This is a genomic window from Pseudonocardia sp. ICBG601, from assembly GCF_020496245.1.
This window is the reverse complement of sequence record NZ_JAHLJA010000148.1, coordinates 2,303,625-2,328,331: the sequence shown is the minus strand read 5'-3', so window position 1 is coordinate 2,328,331 and position 24,707 is coordinate 2,303,625. Positions and strand designations below refer to the sequence as shown.

At 75.1% G+C, this 24,707-nt stretch carries 25 protein-coding genes; 8 read left to right on the top strand and 17 right to left on the bottom strand.

Annotated features, from left to right (window positions below; all coding sequences use genetic code 11):
- Positions 1 to 55 precede the first annotated feature (55 nt).
- From KPL57_RS40450 to KPL57_RS40440, 3 genes are all read right to left on the bottom strand, one after another.
- Entirely contained in the window at positions 56 to 631 is a 576-nt protein-coding gene (locus KPL57_RS40450; RefSeq protein WP_062400972.1) for a DUF177 domain-containing protein, read from the bottom strand.
- Between the two features lie 26 nt (positions 632 to 657).
- Positions 658 to 1,686 carry a MinD/ParA family protein gene (locus tag KPL57_RS40445; RefSeq protein WP_073578198.1) on the bottom strand — a complete coding sequence of 343 codons (1,029 nt, stop codon included), beginning with the start codon at positions 1,684 to 1,686 and terminating at the stop codon, positions 658 to 660.
- A gap of 176 nt (positions 1,687 to 1,862) precedes the next feature.
- Positions 1,863 to 2,630 (bottom strand): helix-turn-helix domain-containing protein, encoded by a 768-nt coding sequence (locus KPL57_RS40440; protein ID WP_226355724.1) that lies wholly within the window; start codon positions 2,628 to 2,630, stop codon positions 1,863 to 1,865.
- 62 nt (positions 2,631 to 2,692) lie between these two features.
- On the opposite strand from KPL57_RS40440, the gene KPL57_RS40435 reads away from it, so the two are divergent.
- The 3 genes from KPL57_RS40435 (at position 2,693) to KPL57_RS40425 (ending at position 6,340) form a co-directional block, all read left to right on the top strand.
- Positions 2,693 to 3,190, top strand: a complete 498-nt coding sequence (locus KPL57_RS40435; RefSeq protein WP_226355723.1) for a glyoxalase/bleomycin resistance/extradiol dioxygenase family protein — start codon at positions 2,693 to 2,695, stop codon at positions 3,188 to 3,190.
- A gap of 563 nt (positions 3,191 to 3,753) precedes the next feature.
- A complete protein-coding gene (locus KPL57_RS40430; RefSeq protein ID WP_226355722.1) occupies positions 3,754 to 5,022 on the top strand; it encodes an HNH endonuclease signature motif containing protein in 1,269 nt (422 codons plus the stop codon).
- 118 nt (positions 5,023 to 5,140) lie between these two features.
- On the top strand, positions 5,141 to 6,340 hold the full coding sequence (locus KPL57_RS40425) for an MFS transporter (RefSeq protein ID WP_226355721.1): 1,200 nt from the start codon (positions 5,141 to 5,143) through the stop codon (positions 6,338 to 6,340).
- Positions 6,341 to 6,386: 46 nt separating this feature from the next.
- On the opposite strand, the gene KPL57_RS40420 is transcribed toward KPL57_RS40425, so the two are convergent.
- The 7 genes from KPL57_RS40420 to KPL57_RS40390 are packed head-to-tail and all read right to left on the bottom strand — an operon-like array spanning position 6,387 to position 12,018.
- A complete protein-coding gene (locus tag KPL57_RS40420) occupies positions 6,387 to 7,139 on the bottom strand; it encodes a DivIVA domain-containing protein (protein WP_226355720.1) in 753 nt (250 codons plus the stop codon).
- 59 nt (positions 7,140 to 7,198) lie between these two features.
- A complete protein-coding gene (gene coaD, locus KPL57_RS40415; RefSeq protein WP_226355719.1) occupies positions 7,199 to 7,681 on the bottom strand; it encodes a pantetheine-phosphate adenylyltransferase in 483 nt (160 codons plus the stop codon).
- A 30-nt stretch (positions 7,682 to 7,711) separates the two neighbouring features.
- The gene (locus tag KPL57_RS40410; RefSeq protein WP_226355718.1) at positions 7,712 to 8,458 is read right to left on the bottom strand and encodes a GntR family transcriptional regulator; all 747 of its coding nucleotides are present in this window, start codon (positions 8,456 to 8,458) and stop codon (positions 7,712 to 7,714) included.
- Between the two features lie 8 nt (positions 8,459 to 8,466).
- On the bottom strand, positions 8,467 to 9,246 hold the full coding sequence (locus KPL57_RS40405; RefSeq protein ID WP_226356678.1) for a glucosamine-6-phosphate deaminase: 780 nt from the start codon (positions 9,244 to 9,246) through the stop codon (positions 8,467 to 8,469).
- Entirely contained in the window at positions 9,246 to 10,406 is a 1,161-nt protein-coding gene (locus KPL57_RS40400; RefSeq protein WP_226356677.1) for an N-acetylglucosamine-6-phosphate deacetylase, read from the bottom strand. The genes KPL57_RS40405 and KPL57_RS40400 overlap by 1 nt, the downstream gene beginning before the upstream one ends.
- A complete protein-coding gene (locus KPL57_RS40395) occupies positions 10,406 to 10,672 on the bottom strand; it encodes an HPr family phosphocarrier protein (protein WP_062404348.1) in 267 nt (88 codons plus the stop codon). Before KPL57_RS40395 ends, KPL57_RS40400 begins: the two co-directional genes overlap by 1 nt.
- Before the next feature lie 26 nt (positions 10,673 to 10,698).
- Positions 10,699 to 12,018: a PTS transporter subunit EIIC gene (locus KPL57_RS40390; protein WP_226355716.1), complete on the bottom strand. Its 1,320-nt coding sequence runs from the start codon at positions 12,016 to 12,018 to the stop codon at positions 10,699 to 10,701.
- A gap of 168 nt (positions 12,019 to 12,186) precedes the next feature.
- On the opposite strand from KPL57_RS40390, the gene KPL57_RS40385 reads away from it, so the two are divergent.
- From KPL57_RS40385 to KPL57_RS40375, 3 genes are read left to right on the top strand one after another with little or no spacing between them, the layout of a single operon-like run.
- The gene (locus tag KPL57_RS40385; protein ID WP_020626212.1) at positions 12,187 to 12,417 is read left to right on the top strand and encodes a glucose PTS transporter subunit EIIB; all 231 of its coding nucleotides are present in this window, start codon (positions 12,187 to 12,189) and stop codon (positions 12,415 to 12,417) included.
- The gene (locus KPL57_RS40380; RefSeq protein WP_073578206.1) at positions 12,414 to 12,863 is read left to right on the top strand and encodes a PTS glucose transporter subunit IIA; all 450 of its coding nucleotides are present in this window, start codon (positions 12,414 to 12,416) and stop codon (positions 12,861 to 12,863) included. Before KPL57_RS40385 ends, KPL57_RS40380 begins: the two co-directional genes overlap by 4 nt.
- On the top strand, positions 12,860 to 13,528 hold the full coding sequence (locus KPL57_RS40375; protein ID WP_226355715.1) for an HAD family phosphatase: 669 nt from the start codon (positions 12,860 to 12,862) through the stop codon (positions 13,526 to 13,528). Before KPL57_RS40380 ends, KPL57_RS40375 begins: the two co-directional genes overlap by 4 nt.
- Before the next feature lie 7 nt (positions 13,529 to 13,535).
- Here the strand turns inward: KPL57_RS40375 and rsmD are convergent, their stop codons facing one another.
- Positions 13,536 to 14,090 (bottom strand): 16S rRNA (guanine(966)-N(2))-methyltransferase RsmD, encoded by a 555-nt coding sequence (gene rsmD / locus KPL57_RS40370; RefSeq protein ID WP_226355714.1) that lies wholly within the window; start codon positions 14,088 to 14,090, stop codon positions 13,536 to 13,538.
- A gap of 21 nt (positions 14,091 to 14,111) precedes the next feature.
- The gene (locus KPL57_RS40365) at positions 14,112 to 17,492 is read right to left on the bottom strand and encodes a pyruvate carboxylase (RefSeq protein WP_226355713.1); all 3,381 of its coding nucleotides are present in this window, start codon (positions 17,490 to 17,492) and stop codon (positions 14,112 to 14,114) included.
- A gap of 269 nt (positions 17,493 to 17,761) precedes the next feature.
- On the opposite strand from KPL57_RS40365, the gene KPL57_RS40360 reads away from it, so the two are divergent.
- Positions 17,762 to 18,415 (top strand): hypothetical protein, encoded by a 654-nt coding sequence (locus KPL57_RS40360; RefSeq protein ID WP_226355712.1) that lies wholly within the window; start codon positions 17,762 to 17,764, stop codon positions 18,413 to 18,415.
- Positions 18,416 to 18,419: 4 nt separating this feature from the next.
- Here the strand turns inward: KPL57_RS40360 and recG are convergent, their stop codons facing one another.
- Positions 18,420 to 20,600, bottom strand: a complete 2,181-nt coding sequence (gene recG, locus KPL57_RS40355; RefSeq protein WP_226355711.1) for an ATP-dependent DNA helicase RecG — start codon at positions 20,598 to 20,600, stop codon at positions 18,420 to 18,422.
- Complete coding sequence (locus KPL57_RS40350) at positions 20,601 to 22,346, bottom strand: DAK2 domain-containing protein (RefSeq protein ID WP_226355710.1); 1,746 nt, start codon at positions 22,344 to 22,346, stop codon at positions 20,601 to 20,603.
- A gap of 157 nt (positions 22,347 to 22,503) precedes the next feature.
- Here KPL57_RS40350 and rpmB point away from each other — a divergent pair, with 157 nt between their 5' ends.
- The gene (rpmB, locus tag KPL57_RS40345) at positions 22,504 to 22,695 is read left to right on the top strand and encodes a 50S ribosomal protein L28 (RefSeq protein ID WP_020627372.1); all 192 of its coding nucleotides are present in this window, start codon (positions 22,504 to 22,506) and stop codon (positions 22,693 to 22,695) included.
- 73 nt (positions 22,696 to 22,768) lie between these two features.
- Here rpmB and KPL57_RS40340 read toward each other — a convergent pair whose 3' ends face one another.
- The 3 genes from KPL57_RS40340 to KPL57_RS40330 are packed head-to-tail and all read right to left on the bottom strand — an operon-like array spanning position 22,769 to position 24,586.
- The gene (locus KPL57_RS40340; RefSeq protein WP_226355709.1) at positions 22,769 to 23,374 is read right to left on the bottom strand and encodes a DUF1707 domain-containing protein; all 606 of its coding nucleotides are present in this window, start codon (positions 23,372 to 23,374) and stop codon (positions 22,769 to 22,771) included.
- A 10-nt stretch (positions 23,375 to 23,384) separates the two neighbouring features.
- Positions 23,385 to 24,065 (bottom strand): uracil-DNA glycosylase, encoded by a 681-nt coding sequence (locus tag KPL57_RS40335; RefSeq protein WP_062400939.1) that lies wholly within the window; start codon positions 24,063 to 24,065, stop codon positions 23,385 to 23,387.
- Entirely contained in the window at positions 24,062 to 24,586 is a 525-nt protein-coding gene (locus tag KPL57_RS40330; protein ID WP_226355708.1) for a gamma carbonic anhydrase family protein, read from the bottom strand. The genes KPL57_RS40335 and KPL57_RS40330 overlap by 4 nt, the downstream gene beginning before the upstream one ends.
- Positions 24,587 to 24,707 lie beyond the last annotated feature (121 nt).

The window sequence follows — 24,707 nt, the reverse complement described above, 5'->3', positions numbered from 1 at the left end:
TACTTCGAACGATCAGGTCTGCCCACCGGGGAGCGGGCTCACGAGGAGCCGCCGCTCAGTCGGTGGAGGGCAGGCGCTCACGGAGCGCCGCCCAACGAGGATCCAGTGTCTCATGCCCGTGATCCGACGGGAGATCGGCCCACCTCTCGCCGCACTCGACGCACAGACCGGGGCAGTCCTCGCGGCACAGCGGCGCCATCGGGAGCTCGGTGACGATCGCGTCGCGCACGGTCTGGGTGAGGTCGATGCGCTCGTCGACCAGGCGCGGGATCTCGTCGGCGTCGGTGGTCTCCTCGGTGACCGAGTCCGGGTAGGCGAACAGCTCGCCGATCCGGACCTGCACGTCCTCACCGATCGGCTCCAGGCAACGCGAGCACTCCCCCGCCAGCCGGGCGTCGGCCGTGCCGGAGACGTAGACGCCCTCGGTCACCGACTCCAGGGACACGTCGAGCTCGACGTCGGACCCGCCGGGGACGGTGATCACCCCGGTCAGGCCGATCTCGGCGTCGCCCGACGGCGCGGGGACCGTACGGGCCACGGTGCGCTGGTTGCCGGGGCGGCGGGCCAGCTCACGAGTGGAGAGGACCCAGGGGTTGTCGTCGGGACGGTTCTGGCTGCGCGCGGTGTTCATCTCGCGGACCAGCGTACGCGGCCCGTTCAGTCGCGTCGTCGCACGTCGAACGCGTCGGCGACCAGGGCGCCCAGCTCCAGGAACGCGTCCGCGGTCGCCGGGCGGAGCCGGGCCGGGTCGACCCGGCCGCCGGTGGCCAGGTGCGGGTCGTGCGGGACCTCGACGACGCCGCGCACCCGCTGGGCGAAGTGCTCGCGGATCCGGGCGGCGTCGACCTCGGCGCTGCGCCGGTCGCAGGACAGCACGACCACCGCGTCGCGGACGAGGTCGCCGTGGCCGTGCGCGACCAGCCAGTCCAGCGTCTTGCTGGCCCGGCCCGCACCGTCGACGGTCGGGGCCCCGACGACGACCACCGAGTCGGCGCGCGCGAGGGTGCCCTGCATCGTGGAGTGCACCATCCCGGTGCCGGAGTCGGTGATGATGATGTTGAAGAAGCGGCCCAGGAGGTCGACGACGCGCTCGTACTCGTCGCGGGAGAACGCCTCCCCCGAGGCGGGGTCCTGCTCCGAGGCCAGGACCTGCAGGCGCCCGGCGAGGCTCGTGTAGCGGGACACGTCGGTCCAGGTGCCGACCGAGTCCAGGTCGTTCAGCAGCTCGCGGACGGTGATCCGGGAGTCGCCGGTGAGGCGGTCGGCGAGCGTGCCGGCGTCGGGGTTGGCGTCGAGGACGACGGCCCGGTCCCCGCGGTGCTCGGCCAGCGCCTGTCCGAGGCAGGCCGCGACCGTGGTCTTGCCGACGCCGCCCTTCACCGACATGACCGCCACCCGGTGCGCCCCGGCCAGCGGCGCGCGGACCCGGGTCAGCAGCCCGGAGCGGAGCTCCTCGGCGTCGCTCGGGCCCGGGTTCACACGGCCGCCGGTGACGTCGTAGAGGGCGCGCCGCCAGCCGGTGCGCGGCCGGTCGGGCCGCGCGCGCAGCATGGCGTCCTCACGCAGGTCCGCCGCGGCCGCCCCGGGGTTCCCGCGCGGGGCCTCGGAGCGTGGGAGCTCGGGACGCGGGGCCTCGGGGACCGCAGGGGCCGCGGCCTCGGCCGGGGGCTGCGCCGGGTTCGTCACAGGGGGTCCTTCCAGCCGGTGCCCGTAGCGTGCCCACCAGGTCGTCGGGTCGGGTTCGGGCCGGCGTGCCATGCGCGGGAGAGTAGTACGGCGGGTGACCTGGATTCCTGCGTCCGGCGTATCCGACCACAGCGACTGCGCGTGGTGAAGCACCTGTGTCGCAGCAGTACCCGTGATCACCCGGCCGCGCGGGCCGCCTGCCGGGTCGCGCCGGGCGTCTCGCCGAGCACCGCCCGGTAGCGACGGGTGAAGTGGGCCTGGTCGGCATAGCCGAGATCGGCGGCCAGCCCGGCCAGCGCGGTGTCCGGGTCAGTCCGGAGCACCGCGGCGGCGTGCTGCAGGCGACGGCACTCGATCAGCCACAGCGGGGTCAGTCCGATGTGACCGCGGACCAGGCGTTCCAGGGTCCGCGGCGCGACACCGACGAGCTCGGCGAGCTGGTCGGCGCGCAGGACGTCGGCGCGGGACTCGGCCAGCGCGCAGGCCCGGTTGACCAGGCGTCCGGCGTCGGTGACCCGGTCGGCCAGCGGGGCGAGCCAGTCCCGCACCGTCGCGGCCGGGTCGCCGCCGGCCACGGCCGCGGTGAGCTCCGCCACCGGCGCGCCGCGGACCTCCTCGGCGGTCCCGCGCAGCGCGGCGGGTGCGGTGGCCGTGAACAGCGAGGTCGCGCCGGGCCGCAGCAGGACGCCGACGACCCAGGACCGCCCGGCCAGCTCCCGGACGTCGACGCCGGTGCGCGGCCCGTGCAGCGTCGCGGTGACCGGGTCGGTCACGAGGTTGAACGCCGGGTACTGCAGCACCCGCTGGCGCACCGTGCGTCCCGGCCGGACGTCCCAGCGGGCGGTCCAGACCCACCGGACGAGGTCGTCGAGCCCGATGGGCACCCGGTCGAGCGTGACCTCGGGGGCACCCGGGTTCAGGTGTCCGCGCGACTCGACGGTCATCGGCCACCCCCCTTGTCGGCAATGTTCAATCCGCGCCGCCGCGGGGCGGGGAGGCTCGTCGTATGGAGCTCACGAGCAGCGTCACCGGCGCCCACACCACCGACGGCCGTCCGCACGGGGTCACCTCACTCACCCCGCACCTGGTGGCATCGCCCGCCCGCGCGGCGATCGAACTCTACTGCGCCGCCTTCGGGGCCCGGGTGCTCTCGGTCACCGAGATGGGCGGGATGGTCGGGCACGCCGAGCTGGAACTGGCGGCCGGCCGGTTCACCGTCTCCGACGCGATGCCCGACTACGGCCTCGTCGCCGCCCCGGCGGGCGACCACCCGGTGTCGCTGTCGCTCGCGGTGTACGTGCCCGACGTCGACGCGGCCGTCGCGACGCTGGCCGAGGCCGGGTCGACGGTGCGCGAGCCGGTCTCGACGTTCGTGTCCGGGGACCGGTTCGGCTCGGTCGTCGACCCGTACGGGGTGCGGTGGGCGGTGATGACCCGGGTGGAGGACCTGTCGCCGGAGGAGAGCGGGCGCCGGGTCGAGGAGTGGGCGGCGCAGCAGGGTTGAGGACGCGGCGGCCCGGTCGGCATCGCGTTGTGGGGGGCTCGGTCGCGATCGAGGCTTCGAGGTCCGGTCGCGCGGGCGCCGGCGCAGGCACTCGCCGGGTCGCGGGGTGCCAGGCGCGCGGCCCGGGGCGCGCGGTCGCAGGGTGGGGCGGCGGGCGCACTCCCGGGCTCGGGCCCCGATCCGGCGATGGACGGCGATGGACTCGGTTCGACCGGGGCTCGTACCGCGGTCCTGGTCGGACAGCGGATCTGGACGGGCGCGGGAGCACCTCGGGAAGTTCTCCCGCAACCAGACGCACCTACCCGGCCTTGAACGCGCCCTCGAGCCCCTGCTCGGGGCTCGGGGCTCGGGGCTCGGGGCTCGGGGCTCGGGGCTCGGGGCTCGGGATGCAGTGCACCGCGCTCGTGGTCCCGTTCGCGCGGCACGGGCGCGGCCCCCTCCCCCGCACCGACGATCAGCACCTCCCGGACGACGACGACGACACCGACGTTCCCGCAGCTCATGAATTCGCAATAGCGAACGGAAACTAGCGATCGAACACACGTTCGAGTATCCTCGATGGTGTGACCGCGACCCAGGAGCCACCCGCCCACGCCACCGGCGTGCCCGGCGGCGGGTTCCCGTCCGGTGACCTCACCCTGCTCCGGTTCCTCGTCGAACAGGCCCTCAGCGCCGACACCTGCGCGTGGTCCGAGGCCGAGCTGATCGACCAGATCCAGGAGATCGAAGCCCTCCAGGCCTCCCTGGCCGCCCTCCAGGCGAGCCGGATCCGGGTCTTCGCCCAGGCCCATGTCGGCAGCCACCGCGTCGACGACCGGAGCGACTTCGACAAGCTCCACCGTAGCGTCGTCGCCCAGGTCCAGCTGGCCTGCCGGGTCTCCACCGCCGAGGCCCGCACCCGCGTCGCCGACGCCCGCGACCTGCACGCCGGGCTCGACGACATCCGACGCCTCCATGAGGCCGGTCAGCTCAGCGCCGCCAAGGTCACCGCGATCGCCGTCGAATGCCGCGACCTCAACACCACCCAGCGCGCGCGGGTCGACGCCCGGCTCGCCGCCGTGCGTGACCTGACCCGGTACGGGATCGGCCGGCTCCGGGCGATGACCCGGCGTCTGGTCGCCGAGATCGCCCCCGACCGGTTCCGCGCACGGGTCCACGCGGCCAAGGCCGAGCGCCGGGTCACCCTGCGGCCCGCGCCGGACGCGATGAGCTACCTCACCGCCTACGTCCCGGTCGAACAGGGCGCCGCCTGCCTCGCCGCGCTGCAGAAGGCGTTCGTCGAGGTCCAGGTCGAACCCGAACCGCTGACCCGCACCCGTGGGCAGGTCCTGGCCGACACCCTGGTGGAGCGGGTCACCGGTCAGGCCACCGCGACGGCGGTGAACCTGGACGTACAGGTCACCGTCCCGGTCCAGGCCCTGCTCGACTCGCAGTCCCCGCTCCCCGCGGAGATCCCCGGCTTCGGTCCCGTTCCGGTAGACCTGCTCGCCACCAGCGAGGGGACGAAGTCCCTGCGCCGGCTGCTCACCGACCAGGGCATCGTGATCGGCGGGGACTCCCGACAGCGCACCTTCACCGGGCTGCTCGCCACCCTGGTGAAGGCCCGGGCGCAGAACCGGTGCACCGAGCCCTACTGCGATGCTCCCGTCCGCCACGTCGACCACATCCAGCGCGACGCCGACGGTGGGCGGACCGAGCTGGACAACGGACGCGGGGTCTGCGAGTTCCACAACCACGTCCGCGAACAACCCGGCTGGCACATCGCCCGGGCCCCGGACGGGACGGTGGTCACCAGGACCCCGACCGGGCACACCTACCGCGGACCGGACTGACCCGGTCGTCGGACGGTGTGCCGCGGGCCCTCCGCTCCTGGACGCCGTTCCGGAGCGCCTAGTCTCGGACGGTGATCTGCGTTGCTCCGCCGTCCGTCGTCCCGGCGACCTGAGACCGGTGTTCCGGCCCCGATCGCTCCCACTGGCCTTCGGGACGGCGTCGGTGTCCTTCGTGGTGGTCTGCGCCGCGGCCGGGGTGCCAGCCCCGCTCTACGTCGTCTACCAGCGGTCCTACGGCATCTCGACGGTCGCGCTCACCGGGGCGTTCGCCGTCTACGTCGTGCCGCTGCTGGCCGCCCTGCTGTGCTGCGGCAGCCTGTCCGACCACGTGGGCCGGCGCCGGGTGGCGGTGCCCGCGCTGATCGTCGGCGCGGTGGCGTGCCTGGTCCTCGCGACCGTCGACTCGTCCGTGCCGCTGATCATCGGGCGGGCGGTCCAAGGGGTGTCGGTGGGGCTCGCGCTGGCCGCGCTCGGCGGGTACGTCGTCGACCTGGCGCCCCCGACGCGTCCCGGGCTGGCCGGGGCGATCACGAGCGGCGCGCCGCCGGGCGGCATCGCGATCGGCGCGCTCGCCTCCGGAGCCGCGGTGCAGCTCGTGCCGGGCGGCGCTCCCGTCTGGTCTTTCGTCGTCGCAGCGGGTCTGCTCGTCGTGGCCGCCGTGGCGCTCGCCCTGCTGCCGGAGACCACGGCCCGGCGGCCCGGGGCGCTGCGGTCGCTGCGGCCGGAGGTCCGGGTGCCCCGCGCCGCGCGCCGGGTGTTCCCGATGGTGTGTGTCGTCGTCGCGGCGACCTACGTCCTCGGCGGGTTCACCCAGGCGCTGGCCCCGTCGCTCGCGACCTCCGTGCTGGGCCGCGACGACCTGTTCAGCGGCGCCCTGGCCGTCGCGGTCTACCACCTCGCGGGACCGGCGGCGGGGCTCGCGGCCGCCCGGCTGCCCGCTGCCCGCGCGCTGACCGGCGGGGCCGTCGTGCTGGCGGCCGGCACCGCCGGGTTCGTCGGCGCGATCGCCCTCGGCAGCTTCGCCGCCTACCTCGCCGCCACGGTCGTGGCCGGGGCCGGGTTCGGTGTCGCGTTCGCCGGCGCGATCCGGGTCCTGCTCGACCGGAGCCCGGAGGGCACGCGCGCCGGCACCCTCCCCGCGGTCTACCTGTACTGCTACCTCGCGGCCGCCGTGGCGAGCCTGCTGGCGGGGGCCGCGGTCGACGTGTGGGGCCTGGCGCCGGTGGCATCGGTCCTGTGCGGTGTGGTCGTGGTGATGTCGGTCGTGGGCGCCGCCGGGGCCGCGCTCCGGCTCCGCGGCACGGTGGACCCCGGGTGAGCGCCGCGCCGGCGCGCCGCCGGGACTCCCCGGGCCGCCGCGGCCGTCAGTCGATCAGGTCCATCCCGGTGCCGGTGCGGCCCTGCTCCGGCGGCCGTCCGCCGCCGTAGTTCGGGCCGTACTGGCCGCGCCAGATCTGGCTGCGCCCGCGCCCGACGACGCCGAGCGCGTTGTTCAGGGTGGTCTCCAGCTCGCCCAGGGTGGTGTCGACGTAGTCGTCGCACTCCCGGCGCAGCCGGTCGGCCTCGGCGTGCGCGCCGTCGACGATCCGGCCGGCCTCGGCGTGTGCGGAGCGGACGACCTCGGTCTGGGACACCAGCCGGGTCTGCTCGTTCTGCCCGTCGGCGATGAGCCGGTCGTGCGCGGCCCGGCCGGCGTGGCTCATCCGCTCGGCCTCGTCCCGGGCCCGGTCGGTGACCTCGGCGTACTGGCGGCGGCCCTCGGCGACCGCGCGCTCCGCCTCGTGGCGGGCCTCGGCCAGGGTGCGCCCGGCCTCCTCCTGCGCCTCGGCGACGAGGCGCTCGGCCTCGGTGCGCGCGTTCTGCAGCGTCTCCTCGGCCTCGGAGTTCGCCGCGGTCCGGGTCTCCTCCGCCTCGCGCTCGGCCTCGGACACGACGTCGTCGCGCCGGTCGAGCACGTCCTGGGCGTCGTCCATCTCGCCCGGGATCGCCTCGCGGACGTCGTCGAGGAGCTCCAGCACGTCGCCGCGCGGGACCACGCAGTTCGACGTCATCGGGACGCTGCGCGCCTCCTCGACGATCGTCACCAGCGCGTCCAGCGACTCGAAGACCCGGTACACGCGACGGATCCTCTCACCGTCACGGGCGCGGACCCGTTATTGGGCGCCGCTCCCGCGTGTCAGGCGAGCCGGTCCAGCAGCCGGGTGTGCACGCTCGGCGGGAGGAACGCGGTGACGTCGCCGCCGCCGCGGGCGACCTCCTTGACCAGCGAGCTCGACACGTAGACCTGGCCGGGCGCACCGGGCAGGAACAGCGTCTCGACCCCGGTCAGGTGCCGGTTCATGTGCGCCATCGGGAGCTCGTAGTCGTAGTCCGTCGCCCCGCGCAGGCCCTTGACCATCGCCCGGGCGCCGCGCTCGCGGCAGTAGTCGACGACGAGACCCTGGAACGACTCGACCCGCACGCCCGGCAGGTCCGCGGTGATCTCGGTGAGCATCGCGACGCGCTCGTCGACGGAGAACAGCCCCTCCTTACGGGGGTTCACCAGGATCGCGACGAACACCTCGTCGAACAGCGCCGCGGTGCGGGCGATGACGTCGAGGTGACCGACCGTCGGCGGGTCGTAGGAACCGGGGCAGACGGCGCGACGGACCTCGGGCATGGCCGGAACCTATCAGCCGGTGATCACCGGTCAGGCCCAGCTGCGGTCCAGCGACATGTGCAGCTCGTAGCGGTCACCGCGGTAGCGCGACACGGTGTACTCGACCGGTCGGTCGCCGGAGCTGGAGGTCCGGTCGAACACCAGGATCGGGTGCCCGGCGGGGATCCCGAGCAGGACCGCCGAGGCCTCGTCGGCCTGCTGGGCGGCGACGGTCTGCTCGGCGCGGTCGATGGGGAGCCGGTAGTGCTCCTGCAGGATCCCGTAGACCGAGCCGCTGAGGTCGTGGACGTCGAGGTCGGGGACCTGTTCGGCGTCGTACCAGGCGTCGTCGATCGACATCGGCACCCCGTCGGCGACGCGCAGCCGCCGCAGGTGCCAGCACCGGCCGTCGGGCCCCTGGCCGAGCGCGCGGACGGCCTCCGGCGGTCCGGTGGTGAGCGCGACCTCGAGGACGACCGTGGTCGGGGTCAGCCCGAGCCGGCGCATGTCGTCGTGGAAGGACGCGAGGTGCAGCCGGGAGCGCGCGGTGCGGGCGGCGACATAGGTGCCCTTGCCGCGGACCCGGGTCAGCAGCCCGTCGCGCTCCAGCTCGCCGACGGCGGCCCGCACCGTCACCCGGCTCACGCCATGGTCCAGGCACAGCCTGCGCTCGCTGGGGAAGGCGTCGCCCGGCGCGAAGTCCCGCGCGATCGTCTCCGCGAGCAGGGTGCGGAGCTGCTCGTGCTTGGGGACGACCCCGTCGCCGATCCGGACCTCGCCGTTCATGGTGCTGTCCACCGTAGCCACTACCGCCCCCGTCCCGGTGCGCCGACCTGCCCGGCCGCGACGGGCCCGGCCCGCTCCCCGGCGGCCGCCCGGTCGAGCACGAGCGTGCAGTGCGGGTGGCCGCGCAGCACGGTCGCGGGCACGTCGGTCGTGACCGGTCCGGACACCGTCGCCGCCACGGCCGCGCGCTTGCCCTCCCCGGTCGCGACGAGCACGATCCGCCGGGCCTCCATGATCGTGGCCGGCCCCTGGGTGAGCACCCGGTGCGGCACGTCCGCGGGACGGTCGAAGAAGCGGGCGTTGTCGGCGCGGGTCCGCTCGGTCAGCGTCGCGACCCGGGTGCGCGAGCCGAACGCCGAGCCGGGCTCGTTGAACCCGATGTGCCCGTTGCCGCCGATGCCGAGGATCTGCAGGTCCACCGGGCCGGACGCGGCGAGCAGCCGTTCGTAGTCCGCCGCGGCCTCGGCCGGGTCCGCGCGGGTGCCGTCCGGTGCGTGCACCGCGGCCGGGTCGATGTCGAGGTGGTCGGTGAGCTCGCGGCGGATGACCTCGCGGTAGGACTGCGGGTGCCCCGCGGGCAGGCCCAGGTACTCGTCGAGCAGGAAGGCGCGGGCCCCGGCGAAGGACAGCCCCTCGTCGCGGTGACGGCGGACCAGCTCGGCGTAGGCGGGCAGCGGGGAGCTGCCGGTGGCGAGCCCGAGGGTCGCCGGCCGGCCGGTGTCGCGGGCCAGGACGTCGGCGACGGCGTCGGCGACCGCCCGCCCGCAGGCCCGCGGGTCGTCGAGGACCACGATCTCCATCACGCACCCCCACCGGTGACGGGCAGGCCGGCGCGCAGCACCTGCTGCGGCCGCAGGTCGGCGTCGGTCACGAGCACGTCGGCGCGGTGGCCCGGGGCCAGCGACCCGACCTCGCCGTCGAGCCCGAGGAGCCGGGCCGGGGTGCGGGTCGCCGCGAGCACCGCGTCCTGCAGGCGGACCCCCGCATCGCGCACCGTGGCGCGGACGACGTCGACCAGGCACGCGGTGCCGCCCGCGATGGGCCCGTCCGGGATCCGGGCGACGCCGTCGTCGACCCGGACCTGCATCGTGCCCAGGTGGTAGCGGCCGTCGGGCATCCCGGCCGCGGCCATCGCGTCGGTGACCAGCGCGACCCGGTCCGGCCCGACCAGGTCGAACACCGCGGCGACGGTGTCGGGCGACAGGTGCACCCCGTCCGCGACGAGCTCCACGACGAGCTCGCCCCGGGCGGCCGCGGCCAGGCACGCCGCGACCGGCCCGGGCGCCCGGTGGTGCATCGGGGGCATCGCGTTGAACAGGTGGGTGGCGCTCATCGGCGCGCCGCCCGCCCGTGCGATCCCGGTCGCGGTGGTGCGGGCGTCGGCGTCGGTGTGGCCGATGCTCGGCAGCACCCCGTGTGTGGCGAGCACCGCGAGCAGGTCCGCCGCGTGCGCGGTCTCCGGCGCGTAGGTCACCGACGCGACGGCGCCGTCGGCCTTGGTCAGCAGCTCGTCGAGCAGCGCGGGGTCGCCCGGGAGGAGCGCGCGCGGGTCGTGCGCACCGCACCGCGCGGCCGCCAGGAACGGGCCCTCCAGGTGGATCCCGGCCAGGTCCCCGGCGACGACGAGCGGGCGCAGCGTCGCGATCCGCTCCGCCAGCACGGTCGGCGGGGCGGAGACCAGCGAGGCGACCGTCGTCGTCGTGCCGTGGGCGCGGTGGTGGGCGACGGCGGCGGCCGCCCCCGCCGCCGTCGCGTCCGGGAAGCCGTGCCCGGCGCCGCCGTGGTCGTGCACGTCGACCAGCCCGGGCAGCAGCAGCGACGACGACGCGGGCGGGAGCGGACCGTCGTACGCCGCGGCCGGGAGGACCGCGACGATCCGGTCCCCCGCGACCGCGACGACCGAGTCCGGGAGCAGCCGGCCGTCGGTGACGACGGTGCCACGCAGCACGCGGTCACGCATCACGCGTCGTGGTCCGTCTCGAGCAGCGTCACGAGGCCGTCCAGCGCAGCCGGGGCGCCGTCGCCGTCGGCCCGGAGCACGACCTCGTCGCCGAAGACGACGCCGAGGGTCATGAGCCCGAGGACGCTGCGCGCGTCGACCGGGTCCTTCCCGTCGGTCGCGACGGTGACGGGCAGCCCGGTGGCGGCGGCGGCGCGGGCGAACAGCGCGGCCGGGCGGGCGTGCAGCCCCACCCGGGACGCGACGACGGCGGTGCGGGTGTGCACGGTGCTCTCCTGCTCCTCGGCGGCGGTCACCGGTCGGTCCGCCCTGCGGTGTCGGTGCTTCCGGTGGCGCCGGCGGTGTCGGTGGTCCCGGCGCGCTCGGTGGTCGCGGTGGTGACGGTGGCCGGTGCGGTCTCGGTGCCGGTGGTCTCGTCGTCCTCCCGGCCGGGGGTGCGCAGGTTCCAGCGACGGATCACGAAGCGGAACAGCACGTAGTAGACGACGGCGTAGGCGAGCCCGATCGGGATCAGCCACAGCGGCCGGGTGGACTGGCCGAAGTTGAGGACGTAGTCGATGGCGCCTGCGGAGAAGCTGAACCCGCTGTGGATGTCGAGCGCGTTCACCAGTGCCAGCGAGGTGCCGGTGAGCACCGCGTGGATCAGGTACAGCGGCCACGCCACGTAGACGAAGGCGTACTCCAGCGGCTCGGTGATGCCGGTGACGAACGAGGTCAGCGCGACCGAGACCATGATCCCGCCGACGACCTTGCGCCGCTCCGGACGGGCCTCGTGCCAGATCGCCATCGCCGCGGCGGGCAGCGCGAACATCATGATCGGGAAGAAGCCCGTCATGAAGGTGCCCGCGGTCGGGTCGCCCGCGAAGAACCGGGACAGGTCGCCGTGCACGCCGTTGAAGTCGCCGACCAGGAACCAGACGACCGAGTTGATGATGTGGTGCAGCCCGACCGGCAGCAGCAGCCGGTTGACCAGGCCGAAGACCCCGCCGCCGACGACGGCGTTCTCCCCGACCGCGTTGCCCAGCCCGGTCAGCCCGGCGTTGAACACCGGGTAGACCAGGCTCAGCACCGACGCGATCACCATCATCGACACGGCGGTGAGGATCGGGACCAGCCGGCGGCCGTTGAAGAAGCCGAGGAAGGTCGGCAGCGTCGTGCGGTGGAAGCGCTGCCACAGCACCGCCGCGACCAGGCCCGCGACGATGCCGCCCAGCACCCCGAAGTCGATCGTGGCCTGCTCGCCCTTGGAGTCGAGCACCCCGGGCAGCAGCACCGGGGACAGCGCGGTGAACACGCCGTCCATGACGAGGTAGCCGACGAGGGCGGCCAGCGCGGTGGACCCGTCGGAGCGGCGTGCCCAGCCGATCGCGATGCCGAGCGCGAAGATCATCGGGAGGTGGTCGAACAGCGCGCCGCCGGCCGCGGCGAGCACGGCCGCGGGCTGCTTCAGCGCCTCGACGCCGCCGAGCAGGTCGTCCTGCCCGAGGCGCAGCAGCAGGCCGGCCGCGGGCAGGACGGCGATCGGGAGCATCAGGCTCCGGCCGAGCCGCTGCAGCCCGGCCAGTCCCGGCCGTCGTCGTACCGGCTCCGCCGTGGAGGTGTCAGTGCTCATGGACTCGCACTCCTCGTCGAGTATCGGCGACCGGACGGGCTCGGCGGGCGTTGTGGAGCCGCCTCGACAACCGGTACGGTCTGGTTATAACCAGTGAGGGTGCGGGCGGAACGCGGCACTGTCAAGACACTGGTCATAACCAGTAGGTACCGGAGGTGGAGGAACCCCATGAGCAGGGCCGACGACATCGTGGCGGGGCTGGGCGGGCCCGGGAACATCACCGACATCGAGGCGTGCATCACCCGGCTCCGGACCGAGGTCGGCGACCCCGGCCTGGTCGACGACGCGGCTCTGAAGGCCGCCGGGGCGCACGGTGTGGTCCGGTCCGGGACCGTCGTGCAGGTCGTGATCGGGCCGGAGGCGGAGAACCTCTGCGACGACGTCCGGGACCTGCTGTGACGTCCGTCGTCGCACCCGTCGACGGCGCGGTGGTCGGCCCCGCGGGGGTGCCCGACCCGGTCTTCCGCGACGAGCTGCTCGGCGGCGGGACGGCCGTCGAGCCGCCCGCGGACGCCACCGAGGCGGTCGTGCTGGCCCCGGTCGCCGGCACCGTCGCGGCGCTGCACCCGCACGCCTTCGTAATCACCGCCGACGGCGGCCCCGGGATCCTGGTCCACGTCGGCATCGACACGGTCTCGCTCGGCGGGGCCGGGTTCACCACGCACGTCGCGAAGGGCGACGCGGTCGAGCGGGGCGCGCCGGTGCTGACCGTCGACCTCGCCGCCGTGCGGGCGGCCGGCCTCGCGCCGACCTGCCCGGTCGTCGTGCTGGACTCCCCCGCCGGCTCGGTGAGCGCCCCCACCGGGCACACGGTCCGCGCCGGCGACGAGCTGTTCCGCCTGTGACGGGCACCGTTCCCGACGGCGCCCCGGTCGTGTTCGACCTCGACGGCACCCTCGTGCGCAGCGAGCACGTGCACCGCCGGACCTGGGCCCGGTTCTTCGCCGAGTGGGGCGCCGAGGTCGACGACGAGACCTACCGGCACCGGTTCATGGGCCGCCGCGCGGCCGACGCGCTGCGCGAGGTCGACGGGCCGTGGCGCGACACCGATCCCGACGAGCTCGCCGCGCGGCTGGCCGGGCACGGCACCGCCCTCGCCGACGACGTCGACGTCGTCCCCGGCGCTCCCGCGCTGCTCCGGTCGCTGGCCGGGCGCGGGCACCGGCTCGCGGTGGTGACGAGCGCCCGCCGCGGCTGGGCCGACCGGGTGCTGGGCGACGTGCTCGGTACGGCACCGCTGGTCGAGCTCGTCGTCACCGCCGAGGACGTCGTGCGCGGCAAGCCGGACCCGGAGGGCTACCTCACCGCGTGCCGCCGCCTCGACGCCGACCCGGCCGGCTGCGTCGCGTTCGAGGACTCCGTCGCCGGGGTGTCCTCGCTGGTCGCGGCCGGGATGGGCACCATCGTCGGAGTCCGGACGACGGCCGGGGACGCGGAGCTGACCGCCGCCGGGGCGCACCGCACGGTGCCCGACCTGACGCCCGGCCGGCTGCTGGGCCCGGCGGCCTGAGCCGGGCTCAGCCCGCGAGCGAGCCGTGGTGCAGGGCGGTGTCGCCGTAGCGGCGGGACCGGCCCGCGGTGAACCCGGCGGGCCAGCCGAACCCACCCGACGACTTCGCCCGCTCGACGACGACCGCCGCCCCGGGCGCGAGCCAGCCGTGGGTGGCGGCGGCGGTCAGCCAGCCCGCGACCTCGTCGTCGGGCACCGCGTAGGGCGGGTCGACGAGCACGACGTCGAACGCCCGCGGCGCGGGCCCGGCCAGCACCGTCCCGGCCCGCCCGGTGACGACCGACCCGCCGAGCCCGACCGCGGCCAGGTTGCGCCGCAGCACCCCCGCGGCCCGCTTGTCCGACTCGACGAACACCGCGTCGGCCGCACCCCGCGACAGCGCCTCCAGCCCGAGCGCGCCGGACCCGGCGCACACGTCCAGCACGGCGGCACCGCCGAGGCCCGGGTCGTGGTCGAGTGCGGAGAACAGCGCCTCACGGACCCGGTCGGAGGTCGGCCGGGTCCCCGACGGCGGCACGGCGAGCCGTCGTCCGCCCGCCGTGCCCGCGATCAGCCTGGTCATCGCTCCATCGTGCCGTGCGGCTCAGTCCAGCTCGACCAGCAGGTCCCCGCCCTCGACCTGGGTGACCTGGCCGATCGCCAGCCGCTTGACGGTGCCGGCCCGGTGCGCGGTGATCGACGCCTCCATCTTCATGGCCTCGATGGTGGCGACGGTCTGGCCGTCGTCGACGGTGTCGCCCTCGCCGACCTGCAGCGTCACGACCCCGGCGAACGGGGCGGCGACGTGCGCGTCGTTGCCCTTGTCGGCCTTCTCCGCGGCCTTCACCTCGGTGGCGACCGACTCGTCGCGCACCGCCACCGGGCGCAGCTGCCCGTTGAGCGTGGTCAGCAGGGTGCGGTAGCCGCGCTCGTCGGGCTCGGAGACGGCCTCCAGCTCGATGATCAGCGTGACACCGGGCTCCAGGTCGACGGTGTGCTCGAGGTCCTCCTCCAGCCCGTAGAAGAAGTCCTTCGACGACAGCACCGCGGTGTTGCCGTACTGCTCGCGGTGGCTGTCGAAGTCCTTCGTCGGGCCGGGGAACAGCAGCCTGTTCAGCGTGCGGCGACGCTCGTCGCGCAGCCCGCGGCGGTCCTCGATGGACAGCTCCGCCTTCTCCGCCTCCGGGCTGCGGCCCTCCAGCGCGCGGGTCCGGAACGGCTCCGGCCAGCCCGCGGGCGGCGAGCCCAGCTCCCCGCGCAGGAACCCGATCACCGAGTCCGGGATGTCGAACGACGCCGGGTCCTTCTCGAAGTCGGCGGCGTCCACCCCGGCCCCGACCAGGTGCAGGGCCAGGTCCCCGACGACCTTCGACGACGGCGTCACCTTCACCAGCCTGCCCAGCATCCGGTCCGCGGCGGCGTAGCAGTCCTCGATCAGCTCGAAGCGGTCGCCCAGGCCGAGCGCGATCGCCTGCTGGCGCAGGTTCGACAGCTGACCGCCGGGGATCTCGTGGTGGTAGACCCGCCCGGTGGGGCTGGCGAGGCCGGACTCGAACGGCGCGTAGACCTTCCGCACCGCCTCCCAGTACGGCTCCATGTCCCCGACCGCGGTCAGGCTCAGCCCGGTCGCGCGGTCGGTGTGGTCGGTGGCCGCGACCAGCGCCGACAGCGACGGCTGGCTGGTGGTGCCGGCCATCGAGGCGACCGCGCCGTCGACGGCGTCGACCCCGGCGTCGATCGCCGCGACCAGCGTCGCGAGCTGGCCGCCCGCGGTGTCGTGGGTGTGCAGGTGCACCGGGAGGTCGAACCGCTCCCGCAGCGCCGTGACCAGCTTCTTCGCCGCGGGCGGGCGCAGCAGGCCGGCCATGTCCTTGATCGCCAGGACGTGCGCGCCCGCGTCGACGATCTCCTCGGCCAGGCGCAGGTAGTAGTCGAGGGTGTAGAGCTTCTCCCCCGGGTCCGACAGGTCCGCGGTGTAGCAGAGCGCGACCTCGGCCAGCGCCGTGCCGGTGCTGCGGACGGCGTCGATGGCCGGGCGCATCTGGGAGACGTCGTTGAGGGCGTCGAAGATCCGGAAGATGTCCATGCCGGTGTCCGCCGCCTCCTGCACGAAGGCGTCGGTCACCTCCGTCGGGTACGGCGTGTAGCCGACGGTGTTGCGCCCCCGCAGCAGCATCTGGGTGCAGATGTTGGGCGCCGCGGCCTTGAGCGCGGCGAGCCGGTCCCACGGGTCCTCGGCGAGGAAGCGCAGCGCGACGTCGTAGGTCGCGCCGCCCCAGCACTCCAGTGACAGCAGCTCGGGCATGGTCCGCGCGACGTAGGGCGCGACCGCGAGCAGGTCCCGGGTCCGGATCCGGGTCGCCAGCAGCGACTGGTGGGCGTCGCGGAACGTCGTGTCGGTGACGGCGACGGCGGTCTGCTCGCGCAGCCGCCGCGCGAAGCCCTCGGGCCCGAGCTCGCGCAGCAGCTGCGCGGAGCCGTCCGGCGCGGGCGTCTCCAGGTCGACGCCGGCGGGCAGCTTGTCGACCGGCTCCACGACCAGCGGCCGGTCACCGTTCGGCTTGTTGACCGTGACCTCGCCCAGGTACTGCAGGATGCGCGAGCCGCGGTCGGCCGACGGGCGGGCCTTGAGCAGGTGCGGGCGCTCCTCGATGAAGCTGGTGGTGACCCGGCCCTGCTTGAAGTCCTCGTCCTCCAGCACGGCGGCGAGGAACGGCAGGTTCGTCGCCACGCCGCGGATCCGGAACTCGGCCAGCGCGCGACGGGCGCGCCGGGCGGCGTTGGCGAAGTCGTGGCCGTGGCAGGTCAGCTTGACCAGCATCGAGTCGAAGTGCGCGGAGACCTCGGCGCCGACGTGCACGGTGCCGCCGTCCAGGCGCACGCCCGGGCCGCCCGGGGAGCGGTAGACCGACAGCGTGCCGACGTCGGGCCGGAACTCGTTGGCCGGGTCCTCGGTGGTGATGCGGGTCTGCATCGCCGCACCGGTGAGGGTGATGTCGTCCTGGGTCAGCCGCAGCTCCGGCAGCGTCATGCCCGAGGCGATCCGCAGCTGGGCGATGACGAGGTCGCGGTCGGTGACCTGCTCGGTGACGGTGTGCTCGACCTGGATGCGCGGGTTCATCTCGATGAAGTGGTGCTTGCCGCGCTCGTCGAGCAGGAACTCGACGGTGCCCGCGTTGACGTAGCCGATCTTCCTCGCGAAGTTCACCGCGTCGGCGCAGATCCGGTCCCGCAGCTCCGGGTCCAGGTTCGGGGCCGGTGCGATCTCGACGACCTTCTGGTGGCGGCGCTGCACCGAGCAGTCGCGCTCGTAGAGGTGCACGACGTTGCCGTCGGCGTCGGCCAGGATCTGGACCTCGATGTGCCGCGGATTGACGACGGCCTGCTCCAGGAAGACGGTGCCGTCGCCGAACGCGGACTCCGCCTCCCGGCTCGCGGCCTCGATCGCGTCGCGCAGGTCGCCGGGCTCGGTGACCCGGCGCATCCCGCGTCCGCCACCCCCGGCGACGGCCTTGACGAAGATCGGGAAGTCGATGTTCTCGGCCGCCGCGAGCAGCTCCTCGACGTCCGACGACGGCTCGGAGGACTCCAGCACCGGCACGCCCGCCTCCCGGGCGGCGGCGACGGCGCGGAACTTGTTGCCCGTCAGGTGCAGGACCTCGGTGGGCGGCCCGACGAAGGTGATGCCCTCGTCGGCGCAGGCACGGGCCAGGTCGGGGTTCTCCGACATGAAGCCGTAGCCGGGGTAGACGGCGTCCGCGCCGGCCTTCTTCGCGGCGCGGATGACCTCCTCCACCGACAGGTAGGCGCGGACCGGGTGGCCCGGCTCGCCGATCTGGTAGGACTCGTCGGCCTTCGCGCGGTGCAGCGAGTTGCGGTCCTCGTACGGGAACACCGCCACCGTCGAGACACCCAGCTCGAACGCGGCCCGGAATGCCCGGATGGCGATCTCGCCCCGGTTGGCCACCAGCACCTTGCGGAACATCGTTCTCCTCATCACGATCGGCGACGACGCCCGCCGCGACGGGGGTTCCCGCGCGACGGACGCGTGATCCTGACACGGATCGCGCGATCGGGACCACCGTTCGGGACGCGGTGCCCACGGAGCGGGACACCGTCGTGCGCGGGAGTGCCGACGGGGGCCCGCGACGTGGCACGACGTGCCGGGACGGCATCCGGGCGCATGGCGCGATCCGGACGGCTGGGGCACCGTGGGGAGCGGGACCGGCCCCTCGGCCGGCGCGGAGGGCGGTGGTGACGGTGGTGGCCGTGGTGTTCCAGCTGCTGTCGTTCGCGCTGCTCGTGATGGCCGTGGTCGGCGCCTACCGGCGGCTGCGCGCCGACCGTGGTCCCGGTCCCGGCCCCGCCCCGGAACCGGCCGCGCGTCCCGTGCTGTCGTCCGAGGCCGTCGCCGCCGAGCAGGCGTGGCGACGCGCGCGGGCGGAGTTCCAGCGGCTGCGCGCGGAGTTCGCCGCGCACGAGGCCGACCCGCTGGCCGTGCTGCGCCGCCCCGCGCTGTCCGACACCACGGTGGCGGCCACCGCACGGTTCGTCGACGCGTTCGCCGAGGCCCAGGCACTGGACACCGACGGCTACCCGGGCGAGCCGCACGCCGGGACCCACGTGCGCGCCGTCGACGCCGCCCGCCGCGCCTGGACCGCCGCGGTGGACGCCGCCGACCGGATCCGGCTCGCCGGGCTGGCCCCCGAGGAGCGGCGCACCGTCGAGCGCGTGGTGAAGCTGCTGACCACCGCGCGGGACTCCGACTCCGAACCCGAACGGCTCGCCGCCTACGGCCGCGCCCGCGTCGAGCTGGACCGGCTGGAACGGTCCGGGCGGGTGCACCTGCCCCGCCCGGCCCGCGCCCGGCTGGACGCCGCGGCCCGCGGCGAGCTCCCCGGGCCGTGACCGGTCAGGACTTGTCCAGGTAGGCGGCCCGCTCCTCGTCGCCGAGGGTCTCCCCCACCAGGTCCCGCAGCCGCGGGTGGCCGGCCAGGCCCGGGTCCTCGGCGACCAGGTGCCGGGCGTACACCTGGGCCTTCTCGATGACCTCGCCGTGGCGCAGCAGCGACAGCAGCTTGAGCCCCGAGCGGGAGCCGGACTGGCTCGACCCGAGCACGTCGCCCTCGCGGCGCAGCTCCAGGTCGAGGCGGGCCAGCTCGAAGCCGTCGGTGGTCCCGGCGATCGCGTCGAGCCGTTCGCGGGCGGCGGTCGCCGCGGGCATGTCGGTGACCAGCAGGCACAGGCCGGGTGCGCTGCCCCGGCCGACCCGCCCGCGCAGCTGGTGCAGCTGGGACAGGCCGAAGCGGTCCGCGTCGAGCAGCACGATCCCGGTCGCGTTCGGCACGTCGACGCCGACCTCGATCACCGTGGTCGCGACGAGCACGTCGAGCTCGGCGCGTTCGAAGGCCCGCATCACGGTGTCCTTCTCCTCCGGCGGGAGCTTGCCGTGCAGGATCCCGACCCGCAGCCCGGCCAGCTTCTCCTCGATCAGCGGGGCGATGTCGAGCACCGCGAGCGGGGCGCGCCGCTCCTCGCCGCCGTCGTCGTCCGGCGGGGGCTCCTCGGCGTCCTCCTTCTCGGCACCCTCCTTCTCGGCACCACCGACCCGGGGGCACACGACGTAGCACTGGTGGCCCGCCTCGACCTCCTCGCGGATCCGCTGCCACACCCGCTCGATCCACGACGGGTGCTCCGCCAGCGGCACGACCGTCGTCGCGACCGGGGAGCGGCCCTTCGGCAGCCCCTTCAGCTCGGACACGGCCAGGTCGCCGTAGACGGTCATGGCCACGGTGCGCGGGATCGGCGTCGCCGTCATGACCAGCATGTGCGGGGCCTTCTCGCCGCGGGCGCGCAGCGCGTCGCGCTGCTCCACCCCGAACCGGTGCTGCTCGTCGACCACGACCAGCCCCAGCTCGGCGAACCCGACGGTGTCCTGGATCAGCGCGTGGGTCCCGACGACGATCCCCGCCGCCCCGGACTGCGCGTCGAGCAGTGCCTGCCGCTTGGCCTTCGCACCCATCGACCCGGTCAGCAGTGTCACCGCGGTCGCGTCCTCGCCCGCGCCGAGCTCGCCGCCGCGGCCGAGCGCGCCGAGCATCGCGCGCAGCGAGCGGGCGTGCTGGGCGGCGAGGACCTCGGTGGGGGCCAGCATCGCGGCCTGGGTGCCCGCGTCGACGGCCTGCAGCATCGCCCGCAGCGCGACGATCGTCTTGCCCGCGCCGACGTCGCCCTGCACGAGGCGGTTCATCGGGTACTCGCGGGCGAGGTCCGCGGCGACCTGCTCGCCGACCTCCTGCTGGCCCTCGGTCAGCGGGAACGGCAGGTCCGCGTCGAACGCGGCGAGCAGGCCGTCGTCGCGGCGCGGGCACACCGGGGCCGGCCGCGCGACGGCGGCCTCCCGCCGGAGCGCGAGCGCCAGCTGCACACCGAGCGCCTCGTCCCACACCAGGCGGTGCCGGGCGGCGAACAGGTCGGCCTCGGTCTCCGGCACGTGGATGCGCCGCAGCGCCCGCCCCAGCTCCGGCAGCTTCTCCCGCTCGCGCAGCGACTCGGGCAGCGGGTCGGTCGGGTCGTCGATCTGCTCCAGGACCTGGCGCACCGAGCGCGCGATGGCCTGCGAGGTCACCTTCGCATTCGCCGGGTAGACCGACAGGAACGGGCGCAGCGAGTCGCTCTCCTCGATCTCCTCGAACTGCGGGTGGGTCAGCTGCAGCCGGTTGTTGAACACCCCGACCTTGCCGGAGAACACGCCGACGACGCCCTGCTTGATGAAGCCCTGCAGCTTCCAGCCGTTGAAGAAGGTGGCGTCGAGCTCGCCGCCCTTCTCGTCCCGGATGACGGCCTTGAGCATCTTCCCGCGCCGGTTGCGCATCTCCCGCAGCTCGGCGCGCGCCACCGCCGCGACGACGGTGACGTGCTCGCCCGCGACCAGCCCGGCGATCTCGGTGAGCCGGCCGCGGTCGACGTAGCGCCGCGGGTAGTGCCGCAGCAGGTCCCCGACGGTCTCCAGCCCGAGCGGGGCCAGCGCGTCGGCGGCCTTGCGCCCGAGCGGCCCGTCGAGCCGGCTGTCGAGGTCGAACCCGTCGTCCATCTACTCCACTCCCAGCACCAGCGGGTAGTCGCCCTGCTCCCCCCGGTGCACCACGACGTCGACCTCCGGGTGGGTGCGGCGCAGGTCCTCGGCGAACCGCTCTCCGAGCTCGTCGGGGGCGGCCGAGCCGAGCAGCACGGTCACCAGCTCCCCACCCGGAGTGAGCATGCGGTGAGCCAACCACAGGGCACCGACAGCGAGGTCCGGGGCGATCAGCACGACCTCGCCGTCGGAGATCCCGAGGATCTCCCCCGGGCGGCAGGGACCGGCCCAGGTGAGCGCCTCGGCCTCGGCGACGGCCAGCCCACCGGTCCTGGTGGCGGCCGCGGCCTCGGCCATCGCGACCACGTCGTCCGGGGCGCGACGGGCGGGGTCGTGCACCGCGAGCGCGGCCAGGCCCTGCAGCACCGAGCTGGCCGGGATCACCACGACGTCGATGCCCTCGAACCGCACCCGCTCGGCCGCGGTCTCGGTGACCGTGCGCCGGTGCGTCGCGCACGGCAGCACCACGACGTGCTCGGCGCCGGTCGCGCGGATCGCGGCCAGGACCTCGTCGACGGTCGGGTCCGGGTCGGCGACCAGCACGTTCCCGCCCGCGGCCCGGGCCAGCGCACCGGCCCCGCTGCTCTCGATCATCAGCAGGACGGCGCGGTCCCGGGTCGGCGGCGCCGGCGGCAGCGCCTCGATCCGGATCCCCGACGGGCGCCCCACCGCCAGCCCCGCCTCGACCGCGGGCCCGGCCTCGGTGGTGTGCACGTGCACCATCACCCCGCCACCGCCGTCCCCGGCGAGACCGACCGAGTCCCCGAGCCCGGCGAGCCGGGCACGCAGCGTCTCCAGCGCGGCCGGGTCGGGCCCGGGCAGCCAGTAGGTGACCTCGTAGACCGGCTGGGGCACCCACGGCACGAGCTCGCCGTCGGCGGTGACCGCCGAGGCCGGACCGGGCGTCCCCACCTGCGACGACGGCGGCGGCCCCGGATCACCGCCCGCCGCGGCGACCAGCGCGTCCAGCACGACGACCAGGCCCAGCCCGCCCGCGTCGACGACCCCGGCCCGCACCAGCTCCGGCGGGCGCCCGGTGGCCCGGGCCAGCGCGGCCCGCGCCGCGTCCGCGGCCACCCGGGCGGCCTCGGCGAGCGCACCGGTCGTGTCGAGGCCCCCGCCGTCGGGGTCGGCGCGGTGGGAGGGGTCGGCGACCCGGGTGAGCTCCGCACCGGCGGCGGACGGCCCGGTGGCCGCCCCGGCCGCCACCCGCGCCGCCACGGCCGCGGCGGCGGCGTCGAGCACGGTGAGCGCGGTCCCCGGGCGCGGCGCGGACACCGCGACGGCCGCCAGCGCCGCTGCCCGCCGCAGCGCCCCGGCGAGCAGCTCACCGGCCGGGGTGTTCGGCCGTCGTGCGGCCGCGGCCTCCAGCTCCTCGGCCAGGCCCCGGAACAGCTGGGACAGGATCAGGCCGGAGTTCCCGCGGGCCCCGCGCACCGCGGCCGCGGCCAGGGCCGCCGCGGCGCGCACCGGCCGGACATCCTCGGCGGCGGGGTCCGCGGCGGGGGCGTCGGCGGCCGGGGCGTCCCCGTCCAGCGGGGCCGAGGCCGCCGCACGGGCGGTCAGCAGCAGGTTCGACCCGGTGTCGTGGTCGGCGACCGGGAAGACGTTGATGCGGTCGATCTCGGCCCGCCCGGCGGTGAGCCGCTCGGCGGCGGCGTCGATCCAGCGGCGCAGCAGCGCGGGGTCGAACGGCGAGGCCACGGGCCCCACACTAGGTGCGCGGAGGCCCCCGGTGCCGCGGGACGGCCCCGCGCGCCGGTCACCACACGGGCGTGGCTAGAATTGAAGGCCGAGCCTCGGCACGTCCGTGCCGAGAATCTGTTCGTGAATCTGTTCGTCAACCCGAGGAGTGTCCGACGTGGCTGCCGTCTGCGACGTCTGTGGCAAGGGTCCGGGCTTCGGCATGTCCGTCTCGCACTCGCACCGCCGCACCCACCGCCGCTGGAACCCCAACATCCAGACGGTGCGCGCCGCGATCAACGGCGGCAACCGCCGTCGGATCAACGCCTGCACCTCCTGCCTGAAGGCGGGCAAGGTGACCCGCGTCTGAGTGCGCGAGACCCGAACCACGATCGAGGCCCGGTCCCCTGGGGACCGGGCCTTCGTCGTTCCCGGGGGCCGGTTCAGCCGACCACGGACCGCCACCAGCTGCGGCGTGCCCCGCGCACGGTGACCGACCCCATGCCGACCTTGCCGTGCACCACGAGGTGCGGCCCGGCCGCCCCGGGCGTCGAGGGCACCCGGGTCTTCACCTCGCCCCAGGACGCCTTCGTGCCGTCGACGTCGGCGGTGCCGCCCTCGGGCAGGACCAGCACGACCTCGCCCATCCCCAGTGCGACCTCGACGTCGATCCGCGGCGGCAGCGACCGCACCTCGGACAGGTCGAGGTGGATGGTCCCCATCGACGACGACAGGTGCAGCGCCGCGGGCACCTGCCAGTCCCCCGTGCGCTTGATCGTCCCCGCCGCGGTCGTCAGCCGCACCCGCTCCGACGGCGCGGGCGGACGCGCGGGGACGGGCGCCAGCGCGGTGACCGACGGCGGCAGCCCGCCCGGCAGGTCCGCCAGCGGCGGCTGCAGGTCCCGGGCGACGCGCGCGGCGTAGACCGCGTCGAGCCGTTCCTCCAGCTCGCTCAACGTGATGCGGCCCTCGCCGACCGCGTCGTGCAGCCGGCGGGCCGCCGCCTCGCGGTCGGCGTCCGATATGCGCATGTCCCCCGGGTCGTCCACCCGGTCCAGCCTAGGGCAGCTTCCAGTCGACAGGTTCCCCGCCGATCTCCTCCAGCAGGTCGTTGGCCCGGCTGAAGGGCCGCGACCCGAAGAAGCCGCGGTCGGCCGACATCGGCGACGGGTGGGCCGACTCGATCGTCGGCACGTCCTCCAGCAGCGGAGCGAGGTTGCGGGCGTCGCGGCCCCAGAGGATCGCGACCATCGGCTCGGCGTCGCGGGCCACCAGGGCGCGGATCGCCTGCTCGGTGACCTCCTCCCAGCCCTTGTTGCGGTGCGAGGCCGGCTCCCCGGGGGCGACGGTCAGGCACCGGTTGAGCAGCAGCACGCCCTGCTCGGTCCACGGGGTCAGGTCACCCGAGGTGGGCGCCGGGTGCCCGAGGTCCTCGGCGTACTCGCGGAAGATGTTCTGCAGCGAGCGCGGGAGCGGGCGGGTCTCGGGGGCGACGGAGAACGACAGCCCGACCGCGTGCCCCGGGGTCGGGTACGGGTCCTGCCCGACGAGCAGCACCCGGACCTCGTCGAAGGGCTGCTGGAACGCGCGCAGCACGTTCGCCCCGGCGGGCAGGTAACGACGGCCCGCGGCGATCTCGGCGCGCAGGAACTCGCCCATCGCGGTGATCGTCTCGGCGACCGGCTCCAGGGCCTGGGCCCACCCGGCCTCGACGACCTCGTTCAGCGGCTTGGCCATCAGCCCTCCAGCCGGCGCAGCTGCGACGCGAAGCGGCGGCCCCGGTCGACGTAGGACTCCACGGCGTGCCGCCAGCGGTCGGCGGGCACCTCGTAGCCGTCGCGGACACGGGCGGGCACGCCCAGCGCCATCCGGTAGGCGGGCACGTCGGCCTTCGGGGAGACGACCGCGCCAGCGGCGACGATCGCGCCCTCGCCGATCGTCGAGCCGTTCAGCACCACCGAGCCCGACGAGATGAGCGCCCGGTTGCCGATGGTGGCGGCCTCGATGTGCACGTTGTGCCCGACGGTCACCTCGTCCCCGATGATCGTCGGCTGCTCCAGGGTGGTGTGGATGATCGACCCGTCCTGGATGCTGCTGCGGGCACCGACCTCGATCCGGCCGTCGTCGCCGCGCAGCACCGCGGTGGGCCAGACCGTGGACTCCGGGCCCAGCGTCACGTTGCCGATCACGACGGCGTCCGGATGGACGTAGGCGGTCGGGTGGATGTCCGGTTCGGCGTCACCGAGCGCGTACAGAGGCACACCGCGAGGGTACGAAGCGCCCGCGGGCCGCCACGCCGGGGGCCCACCCACCCGCGGAGACGTGCGCGGCGCAACCGATCGGGGTGACCGGAAACGTCGGTGTGGAAACCCCGTCGAACGG